A 25,262-nucleotide genomic window follows, 5' to 3' on the forward strand; every position below is an offset into this window, starting at 1 on the left:
GCCGACGACATAAGATGATCAACGTGTCCGACCAGCACGTACAGCACGCTCCGAGGTCCCTCATCGTCACGCTCTACGGCGCGTACGGCCGTTTCGCGCCGGGCCCGGTGCCCGTCGCCGAGCTGATCCGACTGCTGTCGGCCGTCGGGGTGGACGCGCCCTCCGTGCGCTCGTCGGTGTCCCGGCTGAAGCGGCGCGGGCTGCTGCTGCCGGCCCGTACGACCGAGGGAGCGGCCGGTTACGAACTCTCCGCCGAGGCCCGTCAGTTGCTGGACGACGGGGACCGGCGCGTCTACGCCACCGCACCCCACGGGGACGAGGGCTGGGTGCTCGCCGTGTTCTCCGTGCCCGAGTCGGAGCGCCAGAAGCGGCACGTCCTGCGCTCGCGCCTGGCCGGTCTAGGCTTCGGCACCGCCGCCCCTGGCGTGTGGATCGCCCCGGCCCGCCTGTACGCGGAGACCCGGCACACCCTGGGCCGCCTCGGCCTGGACAGCTACGTGGACTTCTTCCGCGGCGAGCACCTGGGCTTCACGCCGACCGCCGAGGCGGTGGCCCGCTGGTGGGACCTGGCCGCGATCGCCGAGGAGCACGAGGCGTTCCTCGACCGCCACGCGCGCGTGCTGCACGACTGGGAGCGCCGGACGGACACGCCTCCCGAGGAGGCCTACCGCGACTACCTCCTCGCCCTGGACTCCTGGCGCCACCTGCCCTACACGGACCCCGGGCTGCCCGCCCGGCTGCTGCCCGCGGGCTGGCCCGGCACACGCTCGGCGGCCGTCTTCCGGGCGCTGCACGAGCGGCTGCGGGACGCGGGCGCGCACTACGCGGCGATGGGACCGGCCCCATCCGCCGAGAAGTGAACCACGTCACCTTCTTACGGGATCAGTGAACCCTCAGCCTCCTCAGACCCTCTTCTCAGGTTTCGCCCCTACCGTGCGGACGCATGAGTCTCGCACGCAACTTGAACCGGGCCCTCACCGTGACCACCGGCCTCCAGGTACGGAGAGCACCCCAGGCGGTGAAGGGAAGCCCGAAGGGGAGGCAGGGCAAGAAGTCCGCCGCCGCGCGATCCGCGGCGCGGCAGGAGGCCGCGTACCGATGTCCGTCGGCCGAGGAGCTGCCGGCCGAACGGCTGGTGCGACAACCCGTCTTCATCATCTCGTCCATCCGGTCCGGATCCACCCTGCTGCGCATGATGCTGGGCGCCCACCCGCGGCTGCACGCCCCGCACGAGCTGCACCTCGGCCGGCTGGAGGTCACCTGCGCCAACTGGTTCTCCGAACGCGCGATGGGCGCCCTCGGCCTGCGGCGCGGCGACCTGGAGCACCTGCTGTGGGACCGCGTCCTGCACCGCGAACTCATCAGGTCCGGCAAGGACTTCGTGGTCGAGAAGACACCGGCCAACGTGTACCTGTACCGGCGCCTCAAGGACTGCTGGCCCGACGCGCGCTTCGTCTTCCTGCTGCGCCATCCCGCGTCGACCGCCCGTTCCTGGCACGAGACCGACCCCGTGAAGCGGCCCCACGACACGGCCGTCACGGACGTGCTGCGCTACATGACGGCCGTCGAGGAGGCCCGTACGGCGGACGCCGACGGATTCACCGTGCGCTACGAGGACATCACCGGCGACCCCGAGCGCGAGATGCGCCGGCTGTGCGCGTACCTCGGCGTCGACTACGCGCCGGCCATGCTGGACTACGGCAGGAAGAGCAGCGCCGAGCTGGTCCGGGGACTGGGCGACTGGCGCGAGAACATCCGCACCGGCACCGTGCAGCCGGGGCGCGCGCTGCCCGGGGAGGACGAGATCCCCGAGCGGCTGCGCCCGATGTGCGCGGCCTGGGGCTACACGTCCTGACGCGGGCCGTGCAGCGTGAGCCTCGGCTTGGGGGCGTCGGTGCGCCCGGTGCGCGGTGGGCGACTGCCCGCCCGGTACGGCGCCGGCCACGGGGCGCCCGGACCGTCGTAACCCTGCTCGGCGGCGGCGTGCAGGGTCCAGTGCGGGTCGTAGAGGTGGGGGCGGGCGAGGGCGCACAGGTCGGTCCGTCCGGCCAGGATCAGCGAGTTGACGTCGTCCCAGGAGGAGATCGCGCCGACGGCGATCACCGGGACGCCCGCCTCGTGCCGGATGCGGTCCGCGTACGGCGTCTGGTACGACCGCCCGAACTCGGGCCGTTCGCCGGCGACGACCTGGCCCGTGGACACGTCGATGGCGTCGGCCCCGTGCGCGGCGAAGGCGCGCGCGGTCTCCACCGCCTCCTCGGCACGCGTGCCGCCCTCGGCCCAGTCGGTGGCGGAGATCCGTACGGTCATGGGCCGCTCGTCCGGCCACACCTCGCGTACGGCGTCGAAGACCTCCAGCGGGAAACGCAGCCGCTTCTCCAGTGAGCCGCCGTAGGCGTCGGTGCGGCGGTTGGTGAGCGGGGAGAGGAAGCCGGAGAGCAGGTAGCCGTGGGCGCAGTGCAGTTCGAGCAGGTCGAAGCCGGCCCCGGCGGCCCGTACGGCGGCGGACCTGAACTGCTCGCGTACGTCCGTCAGTTGCGCCCGGGACAGCTCGCGCGGGATCTGGCTGTCGGGGCGGTACGGCAGCGGGGAGGGCGCCACCAGGGGCCAGTTGCCGTCGGGGAGCGGTTGGTCCATGCCCTCCCACATCAGCCGGGTCGAGCCCTTGCGGCCGCTGTGTCCCAGCTGCACGCCGATCGCGGTGCCGGGCGCGCTGTCGTGCACGAAGTCGGTGATCCGCCGCCACGCCTCGCCCTGACGGCCGGTGTAGAGGCCCGCGCAGCCGGGGGTGATGCGGCCCTCCGCGCTGACGCACACCATCTCGGTCATCACCAGTGCGGCGCCGCCCAGGGCCCGGGCGCCGAGGTGGACCAGGTGGAAGTCTCCGGGGACGCCGTCGGTGGCGGAGTACATGTCCATCGGGGAGACGACGACGCGGTTGCGCAGGGTCAGGCCGCGCAACCGGAACGGGGTGAACATCGGGGGCGTGCCGGGCGGGCAGCCGAACTCGCGCTCCACCGCGCCGGTGAAGTCGGCGTCGCGCAGCCGCAGGTTCTCGTGCGTGACCCGGCGGCTGCGGGAGAGCAGGTTGAAGGCGAACTGGCGGGGCGGCTGGCCGAGGTACCGGTCCAGGTCCTCGAACCACTCCAGGCTGGCCTTGGCCGCCCGCTGCGTGGAGGCGACGACGGGGCGCCGCTCCTCCTCGTACGCGGTCAGCGCCTCCTGGAGGGTGGGCCGCTCCTCCAGGCAGGCGGCGAGCGCGAGGGCGTCCTCCACGGCGAGTTTGGTGCCGGAGCCGATGGAGAAGTGGGCGGTGTGGGCGGCGTCGCCGAGCAGGACGACGTTGCCGTGCGACCAACGGTCGTTGACGACCGTGCGGAAGGTGGTCCACGCCGACTTGTTGGAACGCAGCGGCCGGCCGCCGAGCGCGTCGGCGAAGATCTTGGCGCAGCGGGCGGTGGACTCGGTCTCGTCCAGTTCGTCGAAACCGGCGGCCCGCCAGACCTCCTCGCGCATCTCGACGATGACGGTCGAGGCGTCGGGCGCAAAGGGGTAGCCGTGCAGCTGCATCACGCCGTGTTCGGTCTCGGCGATCTCGAAGCGGAAGGCGTCGAAGGCGAAGTCGGCGGCGAGCCAGATGTAGCGGCAGCGGTGGGGGGTGAGGTGCGGCCGGAAGACGTCGCGGTACGCCTCGCGGGTGGCGCTGTGCACTCCGTCGGCCGCGACGACGAGGTCGTGGGTCCGTGCGAGGCGGTCCGGGGGCGGTGCCTCGGTGCGGAAGCGGAGCTCCACGCCGAGGTCGTGGCAGCGCTCGTGCAGGATCTCCAGGAGGCGGCGGCGGCCGAGGGCGGCGAAGCGGTGTCCTCCGGAGGTCTGGCGGGTGCCTCGGTGGACGATGTCGATGTCGTCCCAGCGGACGAAGTGGGTCTTGAGGGCCTCGTAGACGACCGGGTCGGCGTGTTCGATGCCGCCGAGGGTTTCGTCGGAGAGGACCACGCCGAAGCCGAAGGTGTCGTCGGGGGCGTTGCGTTCGTAGACGGTGATCTCGCGGTCGGGGGCGAGGCGTTTGAGGAGGGCGGCGGTGTAGAGGCCGCCGGGGCCTCCGCCGATGATCGCCGTGTTGAGGGGGTGGGTTGTCTTCGCGGGCGAGTGCGGGTTCGTTGTGGCTGGCCGCGCCCCGCGGCGGAGCCGCTGATCAACACAGCCCCGCGCCCCTGAGGTTGGCATGCTCCCCTGCGTCGACACCATCGCCTTACCTCCCCTGCCACTTCGGGGGGCGCTTTTCCGTGAAGGCGGCGTGGAACTCGGCGTAGTCCTCGCCCGTCATCAACAGGGCCTGGGTGGACGCGTCCAGTTCCACCGCTGCCGCCAGCGGCATGTCCAGCTCGGCGGTCAGGAGGGCCTTGGTCTGGGCGTGGGCCAGGGCCGGGCCGTCGGCCAGGCGGTGGGCCAGGATGTGGGCGGCCTCGTCGGCGCGGCCCTCTTCGGTCAGCTCGCTGATCAGGCCGATGCGCTCGGCCTCGGGTGCGCGGACCGGGTCGCCGAGCATCAGCAGGCGGGTGGCGTGCCCGAGGCCGACGACGCGGGGCAGCAGGTAGGCGGCACCCATGTCGCCGCCGGAGAGGCCGACGCGGGTGAAGAGGAAGGCGAAGCGGGCGGACGGGTCGGCGACCCGGAAGTCGGCGGCCAGGGCGAGGACCGCACCCGCGCCCGCGGCGACCCCGTGCAGCGCGGCGATCACCGGGAACGGGCACTCCCGTACCGCCCGCACCACCTGGCCCGTCATCCGGTTGAAGTCCAGCAGCCGGGCGGTGTCCATGGACAGGGTCGCGCCGATGATCTCGTCCACGTCACCGCCGGAGCAGAAGCCGCGCCCCTCACCGGCCAGCACCAGCGCCCGTACGGACCGCCCGCGGGACAGCTCGGCGAGCAGGTCGCGCAGGTCGGCGTAGGCCTCGAAGGTGAGCGCGTTCAGCTTGTCGGGGCGGGCGAGGGTGACGGTGGCGACGCCGTCGGTGATCTCGACACGCAGGTGCCGCCAGTCGGGGGTGGGGGCGGCGGAGCCGGTGAAGGGACTCATGGCACTCGAAGTTATCACTCATCTGTGACTGTCGTCACGGGTGCGCGATAAGGCTCGGGGCGCGACAAGGCTTCGGCGGCTCGGGCCGAAGGTCCCGGGGGCGCCCGTCGAACGGCTCTGCCGGGCGGCGCCGTACCATTCATAAGGTTGAAAGCAGGACAGGACACCCCTGCTCCACGAAACGGACTGCCGTGCACGATCACTCCCCCGCACCCGCCTCCTGGCGCATCGCGCTGCCGCACTCCGCCGCGGCCGTGCCGGTGGCGCGTGCTCTGGTGCGCAATGCCCTGGCCGAGCTGGAGCACACGGCCGACGGCGACACCGCGGAGCTGCTCACGGCCGAGCTGGTCGCCAACGCGGTGGAGCACACGCCGGTCGGCCCGACGCCGATCGAGCTGGTGGTGGAGCTGCGGCCGACCGGCTGCCAGGTCGAGGTGCACGACCCGGACCCGTCGCCGCCGGCCGACCTCACCCGGCCGGACATGGAGCCGCCCGACCCGTGGCGTGAGGACGGGCGCGGCCTGCTCCTCATCCGCGCCCTCAGCTCGTCCTGCGGTCACCGGCCCACCGGAGCGGGCAAGGCGGTCTGGTTCAGGCTTCCTGCGGTACCCGCTCAGCGTCGCCCTCCGGCGTGACGGACGCGTCCGCGGCCCCGGCCAGGCGGGAGTGCCGCCGCCCGTAGGCCGTGTACACCAGCAGGCCCACCGCGAGGAACACCGCGAACTGGAGCCAGGTGGCGCCGCCCGTCTCGTACATCAGGTACAGGCAGAAGCCGACCCCGAGCAGCGGGGTCGCCGGGTACAGCGGGACGCGGAAGGTGCGGGCGAGGCCCGGTTCGCGGCGGCGCAGGGTGATCACCGAGACGTTGACGGCGGCCATCGTGGCGAGGGTGCCGATGGTGCACAGGTTGACCACCGCGTCGAGCGGGGCGAAGGCGGCCGGGAGGGCGAAGACCGCGCCGACGATCAGGGTGCCGGCGACGGGCGTCGCGGTGCGCGGGGAGACCTTCTCGAAGACCCGGGGGATCAGTCCGTCCCGGGACATCGACATCAGGATGCGGGTCTGGCCGTACATCACGGCGAGCACCACCGAGGCGATGGCGACGACCGCGCCGAAGGCGACCACGCCGCCGCCGATCGCCGAGCCGGTGACCCGGTCGACGACGTAGGAGAGCGCGGCGGGCCGGCCGCCGACCTGGTCGCCGCCGACGGCGCCGATCGCGGCGACGGCGACCGCGCAGTACAGCAGGGTGACCAGACCGATGCAGACCAGGATCGCGACGGGGATGTCCCGGCGCGGGTTCTTGGCCTCCTCGCCGGCCGTGGTGATGGCGTCGAAACCGATGTACGAGAAGAAGGCGGCGGTGGTTCCGGCACCGATGCCGCCGAGGCCGGCCGGGGAGAACGGGGTGAGGTTGCCGTCCCGGAAGGCGGAGAAGCCGATGGCGCAGAAGGCGAGCAGGACGGCCAGCTTCAGGACGGCCATGGCGGCCGTGGCGCGGGCGCTCTCCCGTACCCCTCGCACCAGGAGCACGCAGGCCAGGGCGATGACGATCACCGCGGGCAGGTTGACGGCGCCGCCGTCGCCGGGGCCCGCGGACAGGGCGTGCGGGAGCTGGACGCCGAGGACGCTGTCGAGCAGTTCGTTGACGTACTGGCTCCAGCCCACCGCGACCGCCGAGACCGACACGCCGTACTCCAGGAGCAGGCACCAGCCGACGAGGAACGCGGTCCGCTCGCCGAGCCCGGCGTAGGCGAAGGAGTACGAGGAGCCGGACACCGGGATCGCGCCGCCCAGCTCGGCGAAGGCGAACGCGGTGAACACGCAGGTGGTCGCGGCGAGGACGAAGGAGACGACGACGGCCGGACCGGCCTCGGCGACGGAGTCGGACAGACCGACGAAGATGCCGGTGCCGACGATCGCGCCGACGCCGAAGCAGACGAGCTGGAACAGCCCCATCGTGCGCTTCAGGCCGTGGCCTTCGCGGTCGGCGCCGGATTCGGCGACGAGCAGGTGGGGGGACTTGACGCGGGAAGCGGGCATGGCGGGTGGTGCTCGTTTCTGGTGGTGCGGGGCGCGACGGTGGTCGCGCGGGCGGCGCCGGAAGGGGTGGCTCCGGGGCCGCCGGTCAGAATAACGGTCCTGGTCAGGCCAGGGTGGCCACGAGGACGGCCTTGATGGTGTGCAGGCGGTTCTCCGCCTCGTCGAAGACGACCGAGTGCTCCGACTCGAAGACCTCGTCCGTGACCTCCAGGGAGTCGAGCCCGTGGGCCTCGAAGATCTCCTGGCCGACCTTGGTGCCCAGGTCGTGGAAGGCGGGCAGGCAGTGCAGGAACTTGACGTCGGGGTTGCCGGTGGCACGCAGGACGTCCATGGTCACGGCGTAGGGCGCGAGGGCCTTGATCCGCTCGGCCCAGACCTCCTTGGGCTCGCCCATGGAGACCCAGACGTCGGTGACGACGAAGTCGGCGCCGCGCACCCCCTCGGCCACGTCCTCGGTGAGGGTGATGCGTGCCCCGCCGGCCCCGGCGAGCCGGTGCGCCCGGTCGACGACCTCCTGGGCGGGCCAGTAGGCCTTCGGGGCGACGATGCGCACGTCCATGCCGAGCAGGGCGCCGGTGACCAGGTAGGAGTTGCCCATGTTGAAGCGGGCGTCGCCGAGGTAGGCGAAGCTGATCTCCCGCAGGGGGCGGTCGCTGTGCTCGGTCATGGTGAGCACGTCGGCGAGCATCTGGGTGGGGTGCCAGTCATCGGTGAGGCCGTTGTAGACAGGGACCCCGGCGAAGGCCGCCAGCTCCTCGACCTTGGCCTGGCTGTCACCGCGGTACTCGATGCCGTCGAACATCCGGCCCAGTACCCGCGCGGTGTCCTTCACGGACTCCTTGTGGCCGATCTGGGAACCGGCCGGGTCGAGGTACGTGGTCGAGGCGCCCTGGTCGGCGGCGGCGACCTCGAACGCGCAGCGGGTGCGGGTCGAGGTCTTCTCGAAGACCAGCGCGATGTTCCGGCCGGTGAGGTACCGCGTCTCGGTCCCGGCCCGCTTGGCGGCCTTCAGCTCGGCGGCCAGCTCGACCAGGCCGCGGAACTCCTCCTCGGTGAAATCGAGCTCCTTGAGGAAGTGGCGGCCGGCGAGGGCGGTCGGGACTGTCGCCATGAGGGCGCTCCAGAGGTACGGGACGAAGAACGGGGAACTTCTGGAACTATATACGACATCCCGAATTCTTATACGGCGAGGCGTTCGACCGGGCAGCTCATGCAGCGCGGCCCGCCCCTGCCCCGGCCCAGTTCGCTGCCCGGGATCTCGATCACCTCGATGCCCTGCTTGCGCAGGTGGGTGTTGGTGGTGGAGTTGCGTTCGTAGGCGACGACGACGCCGGGTTCGACGGCCAGGACGTTGCAGCCGTCGTCCCACTGCTCGCGCTCGGCCGCGTGCACGTCCTGGGTCGCGGTGAGGACCCGGATCTCGCCGAGGCCGAGGGCGGCGGCCATCGCGCGGTGCATGTGCTCCGGCGGGTGGTCGGTGACCTTCAGGTCCTTCTCCCCGGCGCCCGGCTCGATGGTGTAGGAGCGGAGCATGCCGAGCCCGGCGTACTGGGTGAAGGTGTCGCCGTCGACCATCGTCATCACCGTGTCCAGGTGCATGAAGGCGCGCCGCTTGGGCATGTCGAGGGCCACGATGGTCCGGGCGGACCCGGCGGCGAACAGCTTGTGGGCGAGCATCTCGACGGCCTGGGGCGTGGTGCGCTCGCTCATGCCGATGAGCACGGCGCCGTTGCCGATGACCAGGACGTCGCCGCCCTCGATGGTGGAGGGGTAGTCGGCCTGCCCCTCGGACCAGAGGTGGAAGGTCTCGTCGCGGAACAGCGGGTGGTGCCGGTAGATCGCCTCGAAGTGGACCGTCTCCCGCTGCCGGGCGGGCCAGCGCATCGCGTTGATGGAGACGCCGTCGTAGATCCAGGCCGAGGTGTCCCGGGTGAAGAGGTGGTTGGGCAGCGGGCCGAGCAGGAAGTCGTCCAGCTCCATGGCGTGGAAGCGCACGGACGTCGGCTCCGGGTGCGCGTCCAGGAACTCCCGCTTGGTCATGCCGCCGACCAGCCACTCGGCCAGCTCGTGGGCGGGCAGGGTCTCGAAGGCGGCCCGGAGGTGGTCCGTGGCCAGTACTCCGTACTCCTTCTCGTCGAAGACCCGGTCCAGGACGAGCCGCCGGGCGGCCGGGACGTCCAGGGTCTCGGTGAGCAGGTCGCCGAAGAGGTGCACCGCCACCCCGCGGTCGCGGAGCACGTCGGCGAACCCGTCGTGCTCGGCGCGCGCCCGGCGCACCCACAGCACGTCGTCGAAGAGAAGGGCGTCCTTGTTGCTGGGGGTGAGCCTTTTGAGCTCGAGATCCGGCCGGTGCAGGATGACGCGGGTGAGCCGCCCGGCTTCGGAGTCGACTTGGAATCCCATGCCTCCATCCTGACCACTCGGGCGCCTGTTCACCCCCCGCTTCCGCGGACCCGTGCGCTCCGGTCCTTTACGCGCGGGGCGGGACGCGCCCCTCGGGCGCAGCGAAGCCCGTCGCGCGAACGCCGGTGCACCGTATGGGGACGGCCGCCTTCCGTGCTTCCCGTGCTCCGGGCGGGGGCCGGTGTACGACCTGCGATGCGACGCCGGGCCGCGCCCAGACTGTGGAGGTTGGCAGTGCCGGCCGGCTCCCGACGAGGCCGGCATCGGACACCGGAGCGTGCGGAGACACTTTGAGTCCTGACGCGTTGATCGCCCACCTGGTGGGCGCATCGGCTCTGATCCTGGTCGCCGCGCATGCGGGTGGCGGGCTGGCCCGGCGGCTCGGGCAGCCCTACATCGTGGGCCAGCTGGCGGCGGGCATCGCCCTGGGCCCCTCCCTCCTCGGCACCCTCGCCCCACAGGCGTACGACGGCCTCTTCCCGGCGGCCATCGGCCCGGCGCTGACCGGGTTCTCGCAGTTCTCCCTGGTGGTGTTCCTGTTCGCGGTGGGATACGAGCTGGACCTGAAGATCCTCGGTGACCGGGCGCGGGTCTCGGTGACCGTGGCCCTGGCCTCGTTCGTGGTGCCGATGGCCGTGGGGTGCGGCACCGCCCTGCTGTTCCGGGACACGCTGCGCGACCTCGGCGGCGGGCGGGACCTGTCGACCGCCGCGGTGGTGTTCGCGGGCATCGCCCTGTCGATAACGGCGGTGCCCGTGCTGACCGCGATCGTGCGGGAGAACGGCCTCACCCGCACCGTGCCCGGGGTGGTGGCGGTCTCGGCGGCCGGGGTCCTCGACGCGGTGTGCTGGACGGTGCTGGCGGGCGCGATGCTCGACAGCGGGGCGGGCGAGGCGGCGCCGGCCTGGCCGTGGCGGGCGGCGCTCGCCGTCGGCTTCGTCACCGTGATGGCGCTCGCGGCCCGGCCGGTGCTGCGCAGACTGCTGTGGCGGACGCGCCTGGAGCCCTCGCTGCGGCTGGCGCTGCTGATCGGCTTCGCCCTCGGGTCGGCCTGGGTGACGCACTGGCTGGGGCTGCACGTGATCTTCGGGGCGCTGCTCGCCGGTCTGGTGACTCCGCGGGAGGAGGGCGGCACCCTCGATCCGGATCTGCTGCGCCCGCTGCACGAGATCAGCTCCCTGCTGCTGCCGTTCTTCTTCGTGCTCTCGGGGCAGTCCGTGGCCCTGAACAGCATGACCGGCACCGGCTGGACGGTGCTGCTGGTGGTGACGGTGCTCGCGGTCACCACGAAGGTCGGCAGCGGGCTGGTGGCGGCCCGGCTCGGCGGTCTCGACCGGCACGACGCCCGCACCGTCGGGGTGCTGCTCAGCGCCCGGGGCCTGACCGAGCTGATCGCCCTCAACGCCGGCCTGGAGGCGGGGCTGGTCAGCGCGCCGCTCTACACGGTCCTGGTGTTCATGGCGCTCACCACGACCCTGCTGACCCAGCCGCTCCTCGTGCTGACCCGGCACCTGGCGGCACGCGACCGCCCCGCGGCACCGGCCCCCGGCGCCACCGCGGTGCAGCCGTACGCGGCGGCCGAGGGCGGTGCCGAGGGACCGGGGCGAGGCGAGTGAGGGTCACAGCCGCGGGTCCACCGGCTCCGACTCCAGGGCCAGCACCCCGAACACCGCCTCGTGCACCCGCCACAGCGGCTCGCCGTCGGCGAGGCGGTCCAGGGCCTCCAGGCCGAGGGCGTACTCGCGGATCGCCAGGGACCGCTTGTGGTTCAGGAACCGGTGCCTGAGCCGGGCGAGCTGGTCGGGGCGGGTGTACTCGGGGCCGTAGATGATCCTCAGGTACTCGCGGCCGCGGCACTTGATGCCGGGCTGCACCAGACGGCCCTTGCCGTCGCGGACCAGGGCGCCGACGGGCTTGACCACCATGCCCTCGCCGCCGCGGCCGGTCATCTCCAGCCACCAGTCGGTGCCGGCCGCCACCGACTCGGGGTCGCCGGTGTCGACGTACAGGCGGCGGGTGGTCTGCAGCAGGCCGCTGCCGTCGTGCTCGACGAGCCGGTCGACGAGGGCGAGCTGCTCGTCGTGCGGCAGCCCGGCCAGGCTGCGGCCCTGCACGGCGAGGATCTGGAACGGGGCCAGGCGGACGCCGTCCAGGCCGTCGGTGGGCCAGCAGTACCGGCGGTAGGCGTCGGTGAAGGCGGCCGCGTCGGCGGACCGGTCGCGCTGGCGGCCGAGGAGGTCCCGCACCTCGACGCCGCGCGCCGCGGCCCCCTCAAGGGCGGCCAGCGCGCCCGGGAACACCGCGCCGGAGGCGGCGCCCACCGCGGCGTACTGGGAGCGCAGCAGGCCGGAGGCCTTGAGCGACCAGGGCATCAGCTCGGTGTCGAGGAGCAGCCAGTCGGTGGACAGCTCGTCCCACAGCCCGGCCTCGCCGATCGCCGTGCGCAGCCGGTCGAGGATCTCCTCGGTGACGGCGGCGTCGTCGAGGAAGGGGCGGCCGGTACGGGTGTAGAGGGACCCGGTCGGCCCGTCGACCCCGAAACGGGCGCGGGCCGCGTCCGCGTCGCGGCAGACCAGGACCACCGCCCGCGAGCCCATGTGCTTCTCCTCGCACACCACCCGTGCGACGCCGTCGGCCGCGTACTGCGCGAAGGCCTCCTTCGGGTGCTCCAGGTAGCCGTCCACCCCGGAGGTGGCGGTCGGTGCCATGGTCGGCGGGAGGTACGGCAGCAGGCGGGGGTCGGTGGCGAAGCGGCTCATGACCTCCAGGGCCGCCGCCCCGTTCTCCTCGCGCACGGTGATCCGCCCGGCGTGCCGGGTCTCCACCGTCCGGCGGCCCTGGACGTCGGCCAGGTCCAGCGGGCGGCCGTCGCGTCCGCCGGGCGCCTCGGTCCGCAGCGGCTTGGCCGGCTCGTACCAGACCCGCTCGGCGGGTACGTCGACCAGCTCGCGCTCCGGCCAGCGCAGCGCGGTGAGCCTGCCGCCGAAGACGGCGCCGGTGTCCAGGCAGATGGTGTTGTTCAGCCAGGTGGCCTCCGGGACGGGGGTGTGGCCGTAGACCACCGCCGCGCGGCCCCGGTAGTCCTCGGCCCACGGGTAGCGCACGGGCAGGCCGAACTCGTCGGTCTCGCCGGTGGTGTCGCCGTACAGGGCGTGGCTGCGGACCCGGCCGGAGGTGCGGCCGTGGTACTTCTCGGGCAGACCGGCGTGGCAGACCACGAGCCGGCCGCCGTCGAGGACGTAGTGGCTGACCAGACCGTCGATGAACTCCCGTACCTCGGCGCGGAACTCCTCGCTCTCGCCCTCCATCTGCGCGACGGTCTCGGCGAGCCCGTGGGTGTGCTGGACGTTGCGGCCCTTCAGGAAGCGGCCGTACTTGTTCTCGTGGTTGCCCGGCACGCACAGCGCGTTGCCCGACCTGACCATGGACATCACGCGGCGCAGCACGCCGGGGCTGTCCGGGCCGCGGTCGACGAGGTCGCCGACGAAGACGGCGGTGCGGCCCTCGGGGTGGACGCCGTCGGTGTAGCCGAGCTTGGCGAGCAGGGCCTCCAGCTCGGCGGCGCAGCCGTGGACGTCGCCGACGATGTCGAAGGGCCCGGTGAGGTGGGTGAGGTCGTTGAAGCGCTTCTCGGTGACGACGGTGGCGTGCTCGGCCTCCGCCGCGCCGCGCAGGACGTGCACCTTGCGGAAGCCCTCGCGCTCCAGGTGGCGCAGGGAGCGGCGGAGTTCGCGGGTGTGGCGCTGGATGACCCGGCGGGGCATGTCGGCGCGGTCGGTGCGGGTGGCGTTGCGCTCGGCGCAGACCTGCTCGGGCACGTCGAGGACGATGGCGATGGGCAGCACGTCGTGCTTCCTGGCCAGGTCGATCAGCTGACGCCGGGCGTCCTGCTGCACGTTGGTCGCGTCGACGACGGTGCGGCGGCCGGCGGCGAGCCGCTTGCCCGCGATGTAGTGCAGGACGTCGAAGGCGTCGCGGCTGGCGCTCTGGTCGTTCTCGTCGTCGGCGACCAGGCCCCGGCAGAAGTCGGAGGAGATGACCTCGGTCGGCTTGAAGTGGCGCCGGGCGAAGGTGGACTTGCCGGAGCCGGTGGCGCCGATCAGCACGACGAGGGAGAGGTCGGTGACGGGCAGGGCGCGGGCCCGCACGGTGGTGCCGGTGGTGTCCGCGGTGCTCATGCGGCCTTCGCCTCCTTCTCGGTCGCGGTCGGGGTCGGGGTCTCGTTGGTGGTCCTGAGGGTGAACAGGGCCAGCTGGGTGGGCGGGCCCACCTCGGGGTCGTCGGGGCCGACGGGACGGAACTCCACGCCGTAGCCGTGCCGTTCGGCGACCGTCCCGGCCCAGGCGCGGAACTCCTCGCGGGTCCACTCGAAACGGTGGTCGCGGTGGCGGACGTGACCGGCGGGCAGGCTCTCCCAGCGCACGTTGTACTCGACGTTGGGCGTGGTGACGACGACGGTGCGGGGGCGTGCCGAGCCGAAGACGGCGTATTCCAGGGCGGGCAGCCTCGGCAGGTCGAGGTGCTCGATCACCTCGCTGAGCACGGCGGCGTCGTAACCCCCCAGCCGCTTGTCGGTGTAGGCGAGGGAGCCCTGGAAGAGCCGGACGCGCGCGGCCTGCCGCTCGCCCATGCGGTCCAGCTTGAGCCGCCGGGAGGCGATGGTGAGCGCGCGCACCGACACGTCCACGCCGACGATCTCGGTGAAGCGCGGCTCCTTGAGCAGCTCGCGCACCAGGTGCCCCTCGCCGCAGCCGAGGTCGAGGACGCGGGCGGCGGCGTTCTCGCGCAGGGCGGTGAGGATCGCCTCGCGGCGGTGCACGGCGAGCGGGGTCGGCCTGGGCTCCTGCTCGGCGTCCGCCTCGACGGCGTTGTCGATCTCCTCGACCTCGCTGTCGTCGGTCTCGGCCAGCCGGATCAGCTCCAGCCGGTCCATCGCCTCGCGGGTCAGGGACCAGCGGCGGGACAGATAGCGGCTGGTGATCAGCTTCTGCTCCGGGTGGCGGGGCAGCCAGCCCTCGCCGGACCGCATCAGCTTGTCGACCTCGTCCGGGGAGACCCAGTAGTGCTTGGCGTCGTCGAGCACCGGGAGCAGGACGTACAGGTGGCGCAGGGCGTTCGAGAGGGTGAGGGTCTGCGACTCCAGCACGAGCCGGACGTAGCGCGAGTCGCCCCACTCGGGGAACCGGGTGTCCAGCGGCACGGCCTCGGCGGCGACCGCCCAGCCGAGCGGCTCGAACAGGCGCCGTACCAGGTCGGGGCCGCCGCGGGCGGGCAGCGCCGGGATCTCGACGCGCAGCGGCAGCGGCCGGGCGGCGCGCTCGGGGCGGGACTTGCACACGCCGCGCAGCGCGCTGGAGAAGACGGTGCTCAGCGCGACGGCGAGGAGGGACGAGGCCGCGTACGGACGGTCGTTGACGTACTGCGCGAGTGCCGCGCCGGGGGCGCCGCCGCGGCCCTTGCCCTTGCCGCGCCGGACCAGCGCCACCGCGTCGACCTCCAGCAGCAGCGCCGCCGTGCAGCGCTGTTCCTCCGCCTCCGGGTAGAACACGTGGGCCGTGCCGAAGGAGGTGGAGAACGCCTGCGCCTTGTCCGGATGCTTGTGCAGCAGGAAACCGAGGTCGGTCGCGGGGTGCTCGGGGGTACCGGTGGTGGTGACGGTCAGGAACATGGGCCTCTCCGGCCGGGTCGGCGGTGCGGGGGACGACTGCTGGCGCCGTACGTGCGGGAGCCCCCGGGGGCGGTACCCCGAGGGCTCCGGCAGGACGACGGTCACACGATCGCACAGGGCGGGTGACCGGCGCCTTCGGTTATTCGGCTGCTCGACGGGCGGGCGGTGTCAGGCCAGTTGCGACTGGACCTGGGAGGAGATCAGCTCCAGGTGGTCCAGGTCGTCGAGGTCGAGGATCTGGAGGTAGATCCGCTGGGCGCCGGCCTCGGCGTAGCGGCCGATCTTCTCGACGACCTCGGCCGGGGAGCCCGCGAGGCCGTTGGCCTTCAGCTCGTCGACCTGGCGGCCGATGACGGCGGCGCGCCGGGCGACCTCGGCGTCGTCCTTGCCGACGCAGGCGACGAGGGCGTTGGAGTAGGTGAGGGCGTCCGCGCCGCGGCCGGCCGCCTCGGCGGCGGCCCGCACCCGGCCGAACTGGCGCTCGGTGTCCTCGATCGAGGCGAACGGCATGTTGAACTCGTCGGCGTACTGGCCGGCCAGCCGCGGGGTGCGGGTGGCTCCGTGGCCGCCGATGAGCACGGGCACCTTGGCCTGCGCGGGCTTGGGCAGCGCGGGCGAGTCGGTGAGGTCGTAGAACCTGCCGTGGAAGTCGAAGGTCTTGCCCGTCTCGGTGGCCCACAGGCCGGTGACGATCGCCAGCTGCTCCTCCAGGCGGCCGATCTTCTCCTTCGGGAAGGGGATGCCGTACGCCTTGTGCTCCTCCTCGAACCAGCCGGCGCCCAGGCCCAGCTCGATACGGCCGCCCGACATCTGGTCGACCTGGGCGACCTGGATGGCGAGGACGCCGGGCAGCCGGAAGGTGCCCGCGGTCATGAGGGTGCCGAGCCGGATGCGCTTCGTCTCCCGGGCGAGGCCGGCCAGGGTGATCCAGGCGTCGGTGGGGCCGGGGAGGCCGTCCACGGCGCCCATGCGGAGGTAGTGGTCGCTGCGGAAGAAGGCGTCGAAGCCGAGGTCCTCGGTGGCCTTGGCCACGGTGAGCAAGGTGTCGTAGGTGGCCCCCTGCTGGGGCTCGGTGAAGATACGGAGATCCATGTCTCCCATCCTGCCTGCTCGGCGCGGGTGTCCGGCACAGGCTCGGGTCGCGGCGCGCGGCGCGCGGGCGTCCTAGCCTGCCTCCCGCTCGGGTAAGTGCGCGTCGCGGTCCGCCAGTTTGCGCAGCATTTCCAGGACCCGGTCCCGCGACTCGTCGGCCGCGTCGATGGCCTCCATGCACTGCCAGTACGTCGCCTCGTCGTCCGCGGCGCAGGCGACGCCCACGAGCGCGATGCCGGTCTCGCCGAGCAGGGTGCCCAGGCGCATCAGGGCCTGCCGGGCGTCGCCCAGTTCGGTGAGCTGGGCGGCGCGCAGCTCACCCGGGGCCAGCTCGGGAGTGCCCAGCACCCCGCAGCCGCGGCCCGCCAGCTCGGTCAAGCCGATGGCCTCGCCGCGCAGTTCGGGCGGGCCGTGGACCGCCAGCCGGCTGCCGATCGCCTGGGCCAGGGCCTGCACCTGCCACACCTCCGTCAGGACGTCCGGCACCTCGCCACCGGCGGCCAGGGCACGCCCACTCGTCACGATGAGCCGCACAGCGTCCATGCGCTGCCCCCGTCTGTTCCGACGCGCTCGCGACGCGTCCGCCCGAACTCCGCTGTCCACTACCCAGAGTGAAGGCGTGTGGGGCGAAAAGCCAGAGGAAGGCGGAAATCTTCGGACACGATATTGATTTCTGGCCGGATTCTGACTGCGGAGAGTGATAACGGAGCGGTTGGCTCCCCCGGGTTCAGTCTTCGGGCGCGTCCGCCACGGGGAACCGGGACTCGTTGCGCTCGATCTTCGCCTCCAGCGCGGCCAGCGGATCGACGCCGAGCACCTCGCAGAACTGGAGGAGGTACGCCAGCACGTCGGCGACCTCGTCCCGCACCCGGTGGGCGGTGTCCGGGTCGGCCATGACGCGGGCCGACTGCTCGGGTGTCAACCACTGGAAGATCTCAAGGAGTTCGGAGGCCTCCACGCTCAGCGCGGCGGCCAGGTTCTTGGGGGTGTGGTACGGCTGCCAGTCGCGCGCGGCGGCGAACTCGGCCAGCCTGCGCCGCAGTGCCGCGAGGTCACGGGGATGATCGGTCACGGGTTCAGGTGTACCACCGTAACGCCGCCCGCCCCGTCGGCCCCCGCCTCCCCGGCCGCCCCCGCCACCCACGACACGTCGGCGACCGCTCCGACGAAGCGGATGTGCCCCCGGTCGCACATCCGCGCCGCCAGCCGGAGCAGTTCGGCACGCTGGCGCGCGTCCAGGCCGCGGTCGAAGCCGTCGGCGAGGACGGTGAGCGTCTGCAGCGCGGCGGGCACCTCGCCGGCCGGGTCGACCTCCAGTACCCCGGGCCCGGTGAACAGCACGAGGGCGAGGGCGAGGTAGCGCAGCTCGCCGTAGCCCAGGCGGGCGAGGCCGGTACGGACGCCGTCGCCCCGGTCGAGGAGCGCGCGGACCACACCGCCGAGGACCGGTTCGGCCAGGACGTCCTCGACGGGGCCCGCGCATCCGGTGCGTACCGCGGCGACGAACTGCGCGTGCCGGCGGCCGCACTCGGCGCGGGTGCGCCACAGCACGTCGGCGAGGTTGTCGCAGCCGCCGAGGAGGCGTCCGGAGCCGGTGGGCACGGGCTCCCGCATCCGGCCCGGCCGCGGATCGCAGGCGAAGACGGAGCGCAGGGCGACCACCATCTGCTCGGCCGCCGCGAGCACCCTGCGCTGCCCGTCCGTCTTGCCGGCCACCCTGAGCGGCAGCAGCGGGGTGCCGAGCCGGTCGTCCGGCAGCGGGGCGCGGGTCACGGGCGCCGACCCGGCCGTGTGCCAGGCCGCCTGCACGGCGCGGCGGCCGGGGTCGCGCAGCGCCGTCTCCAGGAGCACGACGCCGGCCGCCGTCAGCCGCTCCCCCACGATGCGCAGCTCGGGCTCGGCCTGCACGGCGACGTCCAGGTGCACCGGACCCTCGGCCCCGTCGGCCGTGCAGCCGATGCGGAAGCCCCGGCGGTGCTGGGCGTCGGGCCTGGCCCGTTCGGGCACGCAGGCGGCCGGGTCCGGGAACACCGCGCCGAGTTCCGCGCCGCCGCCGAGCCGGGCCAGGGCGTCGTACGCCCTGAGCGCACTGGTCTTGCCGCTGCCGCTGGGCCCGGCGAGCACGGTGAGCGGCCCGAGCCGCAGCACGGCGCGCCGGTGCCCGGCGAAGGCGGACAGCCGCAGCTGGGTGATGCGGGGGCGGCCGGGGAGCGGCGGGGCGGACGCGGGCGACACGGGTGAACCGGACGCCGCAGGTGACGCGGAGGACGCAGGTGACGCTGCCATATGCGGACCGTAGGACCGCGCCGCACGGTGAACCGTTTTGCCCGGACGGCTTTCCTACGATCGGGGGACCGGCCGGTCACGACCGGCGGGACCGTCACCCTCCGGTACCGGCGGGACCGTCACTCGCCCGGGACCCCCACCGCGCTCTCCATCAGCCCGTTCACCTCGGTGCCCGCCGGGGTCAGCAGGAAGACGTTGCGGTCCACCCGGTGCATCCCGCTGGCCAGGCCGAAGACGACGCCGGTGCTGAAGTCCAGGACCCGCTTGGCGACCTCGCCCTCGGCGCTGGTGAGGTCGAGGAGCACCGGGATCCCCGCCATCAGGGTCTCGGCGACCTCGCGGGCGTCCGCGAACACATTGACCCTGAGGACGACGAAGCGGCGGCGGCGCTCCGTCTCCGCCTCCGGCATCGCCCGGTGACCGACCGCCGACGGCCAGGCGTCGCGCCCCCGCAGCGGCACGACCTGGGCGAGCCCTTCCCACTGTTCATCGGTGACGTCGTGGCTGTTCACCGGCTCCCCCGATTTCACTCGCCTTCATTGCCTGCACCAGCCAATTCTTACGCCAAGTCACCCGTTCGGCCCAACAGCGACACGGTTGGCGACACTCCGTGTCCGGTGGTTGTCCGGCGCCGGGCCGGGTACTCAGCGACGGCCGTCGCGCCCCCGCGGACGCCGCTGTCGCGCCGACGGACGTACGCCGACCCACGAAGGAGTGCCCATGGGTGCGCTGGATCTCCCCGAGCCCGTCACGCGCGAAGGGGCACCCCCGCCGGTCGACACCGCCTCGCTCCGGGACGCGCTGCGCGAGCGGGTCGACGGTGAGGTCAGGTTCGACGCCGGGAGCCGGGCCGCGTACTCCACGGACGCGTCGAACTTCCGCCAGACACCCCTCGGTGTGGTCGTCCCGCGCAACCCGGAGGCCGGCGCGGAGGCGGTGGCCGTGGCGCGGGAGTTCGGCGCGCCCGTGCTGTCGCGCGGCGGCGGGACGAGCCTGGCCGGGCAGTGCACCAACGCGGGCGTGGTCCTCGACTGGTCGAAGTACTGCACCCGGATCGAGTCGGTGGACCCCGACGCCCGCACCTGCGTCGTCCAGCCCGGGATCGTGCTCGACGACCTGAACCGGCAACTCGCGCCGCACGGGCTGCGCTACGGTCCCGAGCCCGCCACCCACGCCAACTGCACCCTCGGCGGCATGATCGGCAACAACTCCTGCGGTGCCACCGCCCAGGCGCACGGCAAGGTCGTCGACAACATCGCCCGACTGGAGGTGCTGCTCTACGACGGCACCCGCTTCTGGTGCGGCGAGACGGACGACGAGGAGTACGCCGAGATCGAGCGGCAGGGCGATCTGCGGGCGACCGTCTACCGGCGGCTGCGCGCGCTGCGCGACACCTACGGGGACGAGATCCGCCGCCGCTTCCCGGACATCCCGCGCCGGGTCTCCGGCTACAACCTGGACTCGCTGCTGCCGGAGTACGGCTTCGACGTGGCCGGGCTGCTGGTGGGCAGCGAGTCGACACTGGTCACGGTGGTGCGGGCGGAGTTGGAACTGGTACCGGTGGTGAAGGAACGCACCCTGCTGGTCCTGGGGTTCGACACCATCGACAAGGCCGCCGACGCGGTGCCCGACATCCTGCCGCACGACCCCATCGCGCTGGAGGGCGTCGACGCCCGGCTGGTCCGCGACGAGCGGATCAAGCACCTGAACCCGAAGGCGCTGGCCCGGATGCCCGACGGCAACGCCTACCTGATGGTGCAGTTCGGCGGCGACACCGTCGAGGAGGCCGACGCGCGGGCGCACCGGATGCTGGAGGCCGTACACCGCTCCGAGCACGACGCCGACTGCGCGTTCCTGGACGATCCGGCGTACGAACAGGACCTGTGGCAGGTGCGCGAGGCCGGGCTGGGCGCCACCGCGCACATCCCGGGCAAGCCCGACACCTTCGAGGGCTGGGAGGACTCTGCGGTCTCCCCCGACAAGCTGGGCGACTACCTGCGGCGACTGCGCGCCCTGTTCGAGGAGTTCGGGTACCTGAGCGACACCGGTCCGAGCCTGTACGGCCACTTCGGGCAGGGCTGCGTGCACACCCGGATCCCGTTCGACCTGTACACCGCGGACGGGGTGGCGACGTACCGGAGATTCATGGAGCGGGCGGCCGACCTCGTCGTCGAGTTCGGCGGCTCGCTGTCCGGCGAGCACGGGGACGGGCAGAGCCGGGGCGAGCTGCTGTCCCGGATGTTCGGGGACCGGCTCGTCGAGGCGTTCGGGCGGCTGAAGGCGGTCTTCGACCCGCTGAACCGGATGAACCCGGGGAAGGTCGTCGCCCCGTACGGACTGGACGAGAACCTGCGGCTCGGCGGTGACTGGGCCCCGTTCGAACCCCGTGACCTGCACTTCCGCTTCCCGCACGACGGGGGTTCGTTCGCGCAGGCCGCCAACCGCTGCGTCGGGGTCGGCAAGTGCCGGCAGCACACCAGCGACGGCACGGTGATGTGCCCGTCGTACCAGGTGACCCGCGAGGAGGAGCACTCGACGCGGGGCCGGGCCCGGCTGCTGTTCGAGATGCTCGACGGGCACGGGGACGGCGCGATCCGGGACGGCTGGCGTTCGGAGGCGGTCAAGGACGCCCTCGATCTGTGCCTGGCCTGCAAGGGCTGCAAGAAGGACTGTCCGGCGGACGTGGACATGGCCACGTACAAGGCGGAGTTCCTGTCCCACCACTACGAGGGCCGGCCGTGGCGCAGGCCGCGGTCGGACTGGTCGATGGGCTGGCTGCCGGCGCTCGCCCGGGTGGTGGGCCGCACCCGGCTGGGGCCGGTCGTCAACGCGCTCACGCACGCCCCGCTGCTGTCGAAGGCCGCGGTGCTGGTGGCGGGGGTTGCGGACCGGGAGGTGCCGCTGTTCGCGGAGCGGACCTTCGAGCAGTGGTTCGCGGACCACGAGCCGGAGGGCGACGGACACCGCGGCTCCGTGCTGCTGTGGCCGGACACCTTCACCAACCACTTCCACCCGCACATCGGCCGGGCGGCGGTTCGGGTCCTGGAACACGCCGGGTGGCGGGTGGAGCTGCCGCACGAGCCGCTGTGCTGCGGGCTGACCTGGATCTCCACCGGGCAGCTGGGCACCGCGGAGAAGGTGCTCACCCGCACCGTGCGCGCTCTGGCCGGCCATGTGCGGGCGGGCGGCCTGGTCGTGGCGCTGGAGCCGAGCTGCACGGCCGTGTTCCGGGCCGACGCGGCGGAGCTGTTCCCCGGCGACCAGGACGTGCGGCGGCTGGCCGAGCAGACGCTGACGCTGTCGGAGCTGCTCACCGGGCACTCCCCCGGTTACGAGCCGCCGCGGGTCCCGGAGCGGTCCGCGCGTGCGCTTGCCCAGGTGCACTGCCACCAGCACGCGGTGCTCGGCTGGGAGGCCGACCAGGAGCTGCTGCGGCGGGCCGGGGTGGACGCGGAGCGCCTGGACTCCGGCTGCTGCGGGCTGGCCGGCAACTTCGGCTTCGAGCGCGGTCACCTGGACGTCAGTGAGGCGTGCGCGGAGCGGGTGCTGCTGCCGCGGCTGCGGGAGGAGGACGAGTCGACCGTCGTCCTCGCGGACGGCTTCAGCTGCCGCACCCAGATCCACGAGTTCGACAGCGGCGGCCACGAGGGCGTGCACCTGGCGGAACTGCTGGCCTCGGCACTGCCGGACCCCGCGGCCGGTTCCGGGACGCCGGGCAGCGCGTACGGCACCGCGCCGGGCGCCCGTCCGGCCGCTCCCGGCCCCCGGGCCCGGGCCCTGGCCCTGGCGGGCACGGCGGCGGCCGCCGTGGGCACCGCGGCGGCGGCTACGGCAGTGGCCCGGAGCCTGCGCCGCCGCTGAGCCCGGCACGAAGGCCCGGCACGAAGGACGGTCACCACCGCGGGTGCGGGGGTGACCGTCCTTCGTGGGCGTGGGGTCTCAGGCGCGGGACGGGTTGTCCTGGCGGCTGGCCAGGGCCCAGATCACGAACACGTCGATCGCCATCATGATCACGGACCAGACGGGCGAGTACGGCAGGAACAGGAACTGGGCGATCAGGCTCAGCGAGGCGAGGACGATGCCCGCCACCCTCGCCCACGCCATGTCCTTGAGCAGTCCGAATCCGGTGACGAACACGAGGGCGCCCAGGATGACGTGGACGATCCCCCAGCCGGTCAGGCTCATCTCGTAGACGTAGGTGCCGATACGGGCGTACACGTCGTCCTCGGCGATGGCCGCGATGCCCTGGAGGACGGCGAGCGCGCCGTTCAGCAGCAGCAGTACGCCCGCGAAGACGACACCGCCGGTCACCCAGCCGCTGGTGCGGTCGCCCGAGCGCTGGGCCCAGGAGGCGTCGCCGCCGCGGGGCGGCCGGCCGGGAGTGGGTTCGGCGTGCTGGCTCATGAGCGGAGTCCTTTCTGTGTCCCCCGTACGGGGCAGCTGCCCGGCGGCGCCGACGGCACCGACAGGTCGTTTAGAGCCTGCGGGCGGCCGTGCTCCCCGGCCACGCGGGCCCGCCGTACGGGTGAATCGCGCGGGGCGTGCGCATGCGGGCGGCGGCGGCCTCGCGTTAACTGAGCGGCACCCGCGTCCCCGGTGACCGACGGCGCCCGCGGGGCGGAAGAAGGAGGGCGTGTGACGAGTCGGCCGCTGCCCCGGCGGGGACCGCTGCCCCGGCGGAGCCCGAGGTTCAGGCTCGGCACGCTGTCCCGGAAGGACCCGATGTCCTGGCGGGGCCCACTGCCCCTGGGCGGGCCGCGCGGGCGGGTTCCGTGACCGCGCCGGCGAACGCCGCCCCGGGCCGGGCCGAGCAGTCCCTGCGGCAGACCCTGCTCAGCCCGGGTTACCGGCGGCTGTTGCTGCTGTGCGTCCTGCTCGGCGTGCCCATCGCGCTGGCCTGCTTCTTCTTCGTCGGACTCCAGCACGAGTTGCAGCACTGGGTGTGGACCTCGCTGCCCGAAGCGGCCGGCTACGACACCCCGCCCTGGTGGTGGCCGCTGCCCGCGCTGCTCCTCGCCGGGCTGATCCTGGCGCCGATCGTGACCCGGCTCCCGGGCGGCGGCGGCCACCTCCCGGTGAACGGCCTGGGCGGGGCGCCCGTCGGCCCGCGCGCGCTGCCCGGCGCGGTGCTGGCCGCGCTGGCCACGCTGCCGCTCGGCGTGGTGCTGGGTCCCGAGGCCCCGCTCATGGCCGTCGGCAGCGGGCTCGCCCTGCTGGCGGTGCGGCGGACGCGCGCGGGCGGTGACCAGCGGGCGAGCGCGATCCTCGCCACGGCCGGCTCCACCGCCGCGATCTCCACCATCCTCGGCGGTCCGGTCGCGGCGGCGGTCCTGCTCATCGAGGGGGCGGGACTGGCCGGCACCCGGCTGGTCGCGCTCCTGCTGCCCTGTCTGCTGGCCAGCGCGACGGGTGCGCTGGTCTTCACCGGCTTCGGCCAGTGGACGGGGCTCGAGATCGGCGCGCTGGCCCTGCCCGACCTGCCGCCCCAGGCCGGTCCGGACGCGGGCGACTTCCTGTGGGGCCTGCCCACCGCCGCCCTGATCGCCGTACTGGTCACGCTGGCCCGCGCGCTGGGCCGCCGCACCGTCACCTGGACGCGGCACCGCACGGCCGCGCGCACCGTCGTCTGCGCCACCGCGGTCGGCGTCTGTGTCGCCGCCTACGCGCTCATCACGGGCCGCTCTCCGGCCGAGGCGGCGCTGTCCGGCCAGGCCACCCTCGCCCAGCTCGCCGCGCACCCGCACGCCTGGTCCGTGGGGGCGCTGGTCGCGCTGGTCGCGTGCAAGGGGCTGGCCTGGGGCATCGCGCTGGGCGCGCTGCGCGGCGGTCCGATCTTCCCGTCGGTTCTGCTGGGCGCGGCGACCGCGTTGGCCTGCTCCGGGCTGCCCGGCTTCGGCGCGACCCCGGCCCTCGCCCTCGGCATCGCCGCCGCGGCGGCCGCGGTGACGGGGCTGCCGCTGGCCAGCTCGGTCCTGGCGGTGCTGCTGATGGGCCGGGACGCCCACGACCGGACGCCGCTGATCGTCATGGCGTCGGTCGTCGCGTTCGTCGTCGCCCAGCTGGTGCGGCGGACGGAGCCGGAGGCGGGCCGGGCGTCGGGCGGGGCGCCGACGACGGGGGCGGCACGGTGAAGGACCGCCGGACCGCGCCCCCGCACCCCCGCACCCGTACCGGCTGGGACGCGCTCCGGCCCTGGCTCGTACGGGTCGGGATCGCGGCCGCCGTGGTCGGGGCGTACTTCCTGCTCCCCCTCGACCACCTGGGGCCGCAGCGGCCGGTGCTGAGCTGGGTGCTGTTCGCCCTGCTGCTGACCGTCGTGGCCGTGCTGCTGCTGCGGCAGATCCGGCACGTCCTCCTCGACCGTCCGGACAGCAGGCCCGGGGTGGTCATCTCGCTGCTCATCGTCCTGTCCGTGCACGTCTTCTCGGCCGCGTACTACACCCTGGCCAAGGCGCCGGGCGAGTTCAGCGGACTGCACACCCGGATCGACGCGCTGTACTTCACCGTGGTGACGCTCGCCACGGTCGGGTACGGGGACATCACCCCGCGGGGCCAGGCCGCGCGGGTGGTGACCATCCTGCAGATCACGTACAGCTTCGTCTTCCTCACCGCCGCCGCCACCGCGCTGACCACCCGCATGCGGGACATGGTGGTCCGACGGACCGAACGGGGCGGCCGGTCCCGCTGACG

General features: G+C 73.4%; 20 protein-coding genes. 7 read left to right on the top strand and 13 right to left on the bottom strand.

Translation table 11 applies throughout. The features are described from left to right. Positions 1-14: 14 nt before the first annotated feature. Both ACZ56V_RS22370 and ACZ56V_RS22375 read left to right on the top strand, forming a co-directional pair. On the top strand, positions 15-860 hold the full coding sequence (locus tag ACZ56V_RS22370; RefSeq protein WP_398913774.1) for a PaaX family transcriptional regulator: 846 nt from the start codon (positions 15-17) through the stop codon (positions 858-860). Positions 861-943: 83 nt separating this feature from the next. Continuing rightward, positions 944-1,855, top strand: a complete 912-nt coding sequence (locus tag ACZ56V_RS22375; RefSeq protein WP_398913776.1) for a sulfotransferase family protein — start codon at positions 944-946, stop codon at positions 1,853-1,855. Here ACZ56V_RS22375 and ACZ56V_RS22380 read toward each other — a convergent pair. Together ACZ56V_RS22380 and ACZ56V_RS22385 are read right to left on the bottom strand one after the other, a co-directional pair. Beyond that, the gene (locus ACZ56V_RS22380; RefSeq protein ID WP_398913777.1) at positions 1,843-4,248 is read right to left on the bottom strand and encodes a bifunctional salicylyl-CoA 5-hydroxylase/oxidoreductase; all 2,406 of its coding nucleotides are present in this window, start codon (positions 4,246-4,248) and stop codon (positions 1,843-1,845) included. The two genes, ACZ56V_RS22375 and ACZ56V_RS22380, sit on opposite strands and share 13 nt — an antisense overlap. A 4-nt stretch (positions 4,249-4,252) precedes the next feature. Then, positions 4,253-5,080 (bottom strand): enoyl-CoA hydratase family protein, encoded by an 828-nt coding sequence (locus ACZ56V_RS22385; protein WP_468944601.1) that lies wholly within the window; start codon positions 5,078-5,080, stop codon positions 4,253-4,255. A gap of 191 nt (positions 5,081-5,271) precedes the next feature. On the opposite strand from ACZ56V_RS22385, the gene ACZ56V_RS22390 reads away from it, so the two are divergent. Next, positions 5,272-5,715 (top strand): ATP-binding protein, encoded by a 444-nt coding sequence (locus tag ACZ56V_RS22390; protein WP_356364669.1) that lies wholly within the window; start codon positions 5,272-5,274, stop codon positions 5,713-5,715. On the opposite strand, the gene ACZ56V_RS22395 is transcribed toward ACZ56V_RS22390, so the two are convergent. The 3 genes from ACZ56V_RS22395 to ACZ56V_RS22405 form a co-directional block, all read right to left on the bottom strand. Beyond that, on the bottom strand, positions 5,672-7,123 hold the full coding sequence (locus ACZ56V_RS22395; protein WP_468944605.1) for an amino acid permease: 1,452 nt from the start codon (positions 7,121-7,123) through the stop codon (positions 5,672-5,674). The genes ACZ56V_RS22390 and ACZ56V_RS22395 overlap by 44 nt on opposite strands. Positions 7,124-7,226: 103 nt before the next feature. Further along, positions 7,227-8,234: an ornithine carbamoyltransferase gene (gene argF / locus ACZ56V_RS22400; protein ID WP_398913782.1), complete on the bottom strand. Its 1,008-nt coding sequence runs from the start codon at positions 8,232-8,234 to the stop codon at positions 7,227-7,229. A 68-nt stretch (positions 8,235-8,302) separates the two neighbouring features. After that, complete coding sequence (locus tag ACZ56V_RS22405; protein WP_398913784.1) at positions 8,303-9,526, bottom strand: arginine deiminase; 1,224 nt, start codon at positions 9,524-9,526, stop codon at positions 8,303-8,305. Positions 9,527-9,816: 290 nt separating this feature from the next. Here ACZ56V_RS22405 and ACZ56V_RS22410 point away from each other — a divergent pair, with 290 nt between their 5' ends. Beyond that, on the top strand, positions 9,817-11,142 hold the full coding sequence (locus ACZ56V_RS22410; RefSeq protein ID WP_467384562.1) for a cation:proton antiporter: 1,326 nt from the start codon (positions 9,817-9,819) through the stop codon (positions 11,140-11,142). A gap of 3 nt (positions 11,143-11,145) precedes the next feature. Here ACZ56V_RS22410 and ACZ56V_RS22415 read toward each other — a convergent pair whose 3' ends face one another. The 7 genes from ACZ56V_RS22415 to ACZ56V_RS22445 all read right to left on the bottom strand — a co-directional run bounded on the left by ACZ56V_RS22415 (position 11,146) and on the right by ACZ56V_RS22445 (position 19,084). Further along, the gene (locus tag ACZ56V_RS22415) at positions 11,146-13,704 is read right to left on the bottom strand and encodes a polynucleotide kinase-phosphatase (RefSeq protein ID WP_467384564.1); all 2,559 of its coding nucleotides are present in this window, start codon (positions 13,702-13,704) and stop codon (positions 11,146-11,148) included. After that, complete coding sequence (locus tag ACZ56V_RS22420) at positions 13,701-15,194, bottom strand: 3' terminal RNA ribose 2'-O-methyltransferase Hen1 (RefSeq protein WP_468944610.1); 1,494 nt, start codon at positions 15,192-15,194, stop codon at positions 13,701-13,703. The genes ACZ56V_RS22415 and ACZ56V_RS22420 overlap by 4 nt, the downstream gene beginning before the upstream one ends. A 168-nt stretch (positions 15,195-15,362) precedes the next feature. Continuing rightward, positions 15,363-16,286 carry an LLM class F420-dependent oxidoreductase gene (locus ACZ56V_RS22425; protein WP_104631243.1) on the bottom strand — a complete coding sequence of 308 codons (924 nt, stop codon included), beginning with the start codon at positions 16,284-16,286 and terminating at the stop codon, positions 15,363-15,365. A 72-nt stretch (positions 16,287-16,358) separates the two neighbouring features. Then, positions 16,359-16,829, bottom strand: coding sequence for a DUF6099 family protein (locus ACZ56V_RS22430; protein WP_398913794.1), 471 nt, complete (start codon positions 16,827-16,829; stop codon positions 16,359-16,361). A 184-nt stretch (positions 16,830-17,013) separates the two neighbouring features. Then, complete coding sequence (locus ACZ56V_RS22435) at positions 17,014-17,358, bottom strand: nucleotide pyrophosphohydrolase (protein ID WP_467384570.1); 345 nt, start codon at positions 17,356-17,358, stop codon at positions 17,014-17,016. Beyond that, positions 17,355-18,572, bottom strand: coding sequence for an AAA family ATPase (locus ACZ56V_RS22440; RefSeq protein ID WP_467384571.1), 1,218 nt, complete (start codon positions 18,570-18,572; stop codon positions 17,355-17,357). The genes ACZ56V_RS22435 and ACZ56V_RS22440 overlap by 4 nt, the downstream gene beginning before the upstream one ends. A gap of 119 nt (positions 18,573-18,691) precedes the next feature. After that, positions 18,692-19,084: a cell division protein SepF gene (locus ACZ56V_RS22445; protein WP_398913800.1), complete on the bottom strand. Its 393-nt coding sequence runs from the start codon at positions 19,082-19,084 to the stop codon at positions 18,692-18,694. A gap of 208 nt (positions 19,085-19,292) precedes the next feature. Between ACZ56V_RS22445 and ACZ56V_RS22450 the strand changes: the two genes are divergently transcribed. Beyond that, entirely contained in the window at positions 19,293-22,433 is a 3,141-nt protein-coding gene (locus ACZ56V_RS22450) for an FAD-binding and (Fe-S)-binding domain-containing protein (protein WP_468944616.1), read from the top strand. 78 nt (positions 22,434-22,511) lie between these two features. On the opposite strand, the gene ACZ56V_RS22455 is transcribed toward ACZ56V_RS22450, so the two are convergent. Beyond that, on the bottom strand, positions 22,512-22,976 hold the full coding sequence (locus ACZ56V_RS22455; protein ID WP_398913803.1) for a DUF7144 family membrane protein: 465 nt from the start codon (positions 22,974-22,976) through the stop codon (positions 22,512-22,514). 368 nt (positions 22,977-23,344) lie between these two features. Here ACZ56V_RS22455 and ACZ56V_RS22460 point away from each other — a divergent pair, with 368 nt between their 5' ends. Further along, the gene (locus ACZ56V_RS22460) at positions 23,345-24,703 is read left to right on the top strand and encodes a chloride channel protein (protein WP_468944619.1); all 1,359 of its coding nucleotides are present in this window, start codon (positions 23,345-23,347) and stop codon (positions 24,701-24,703) included. Then, entirely contained in the window at positions 24,700-25,260 is a 561-nt protein-coding gene (locus ACZ56V_RS22465; protein WP_467384576.1) for a potassium channel family protein, read from the top strand. The genes ACZ56V_RS22460 and ACZ56V_RS22465 overlap by 4 nt, the downstream gene beginning before the upstream one ends. Positions 25,261-25,262 lie beyond the last annotated feature (2 nt).

The organism is Streptomyces sp. NPDC034099, assembly GCF_055575415.1.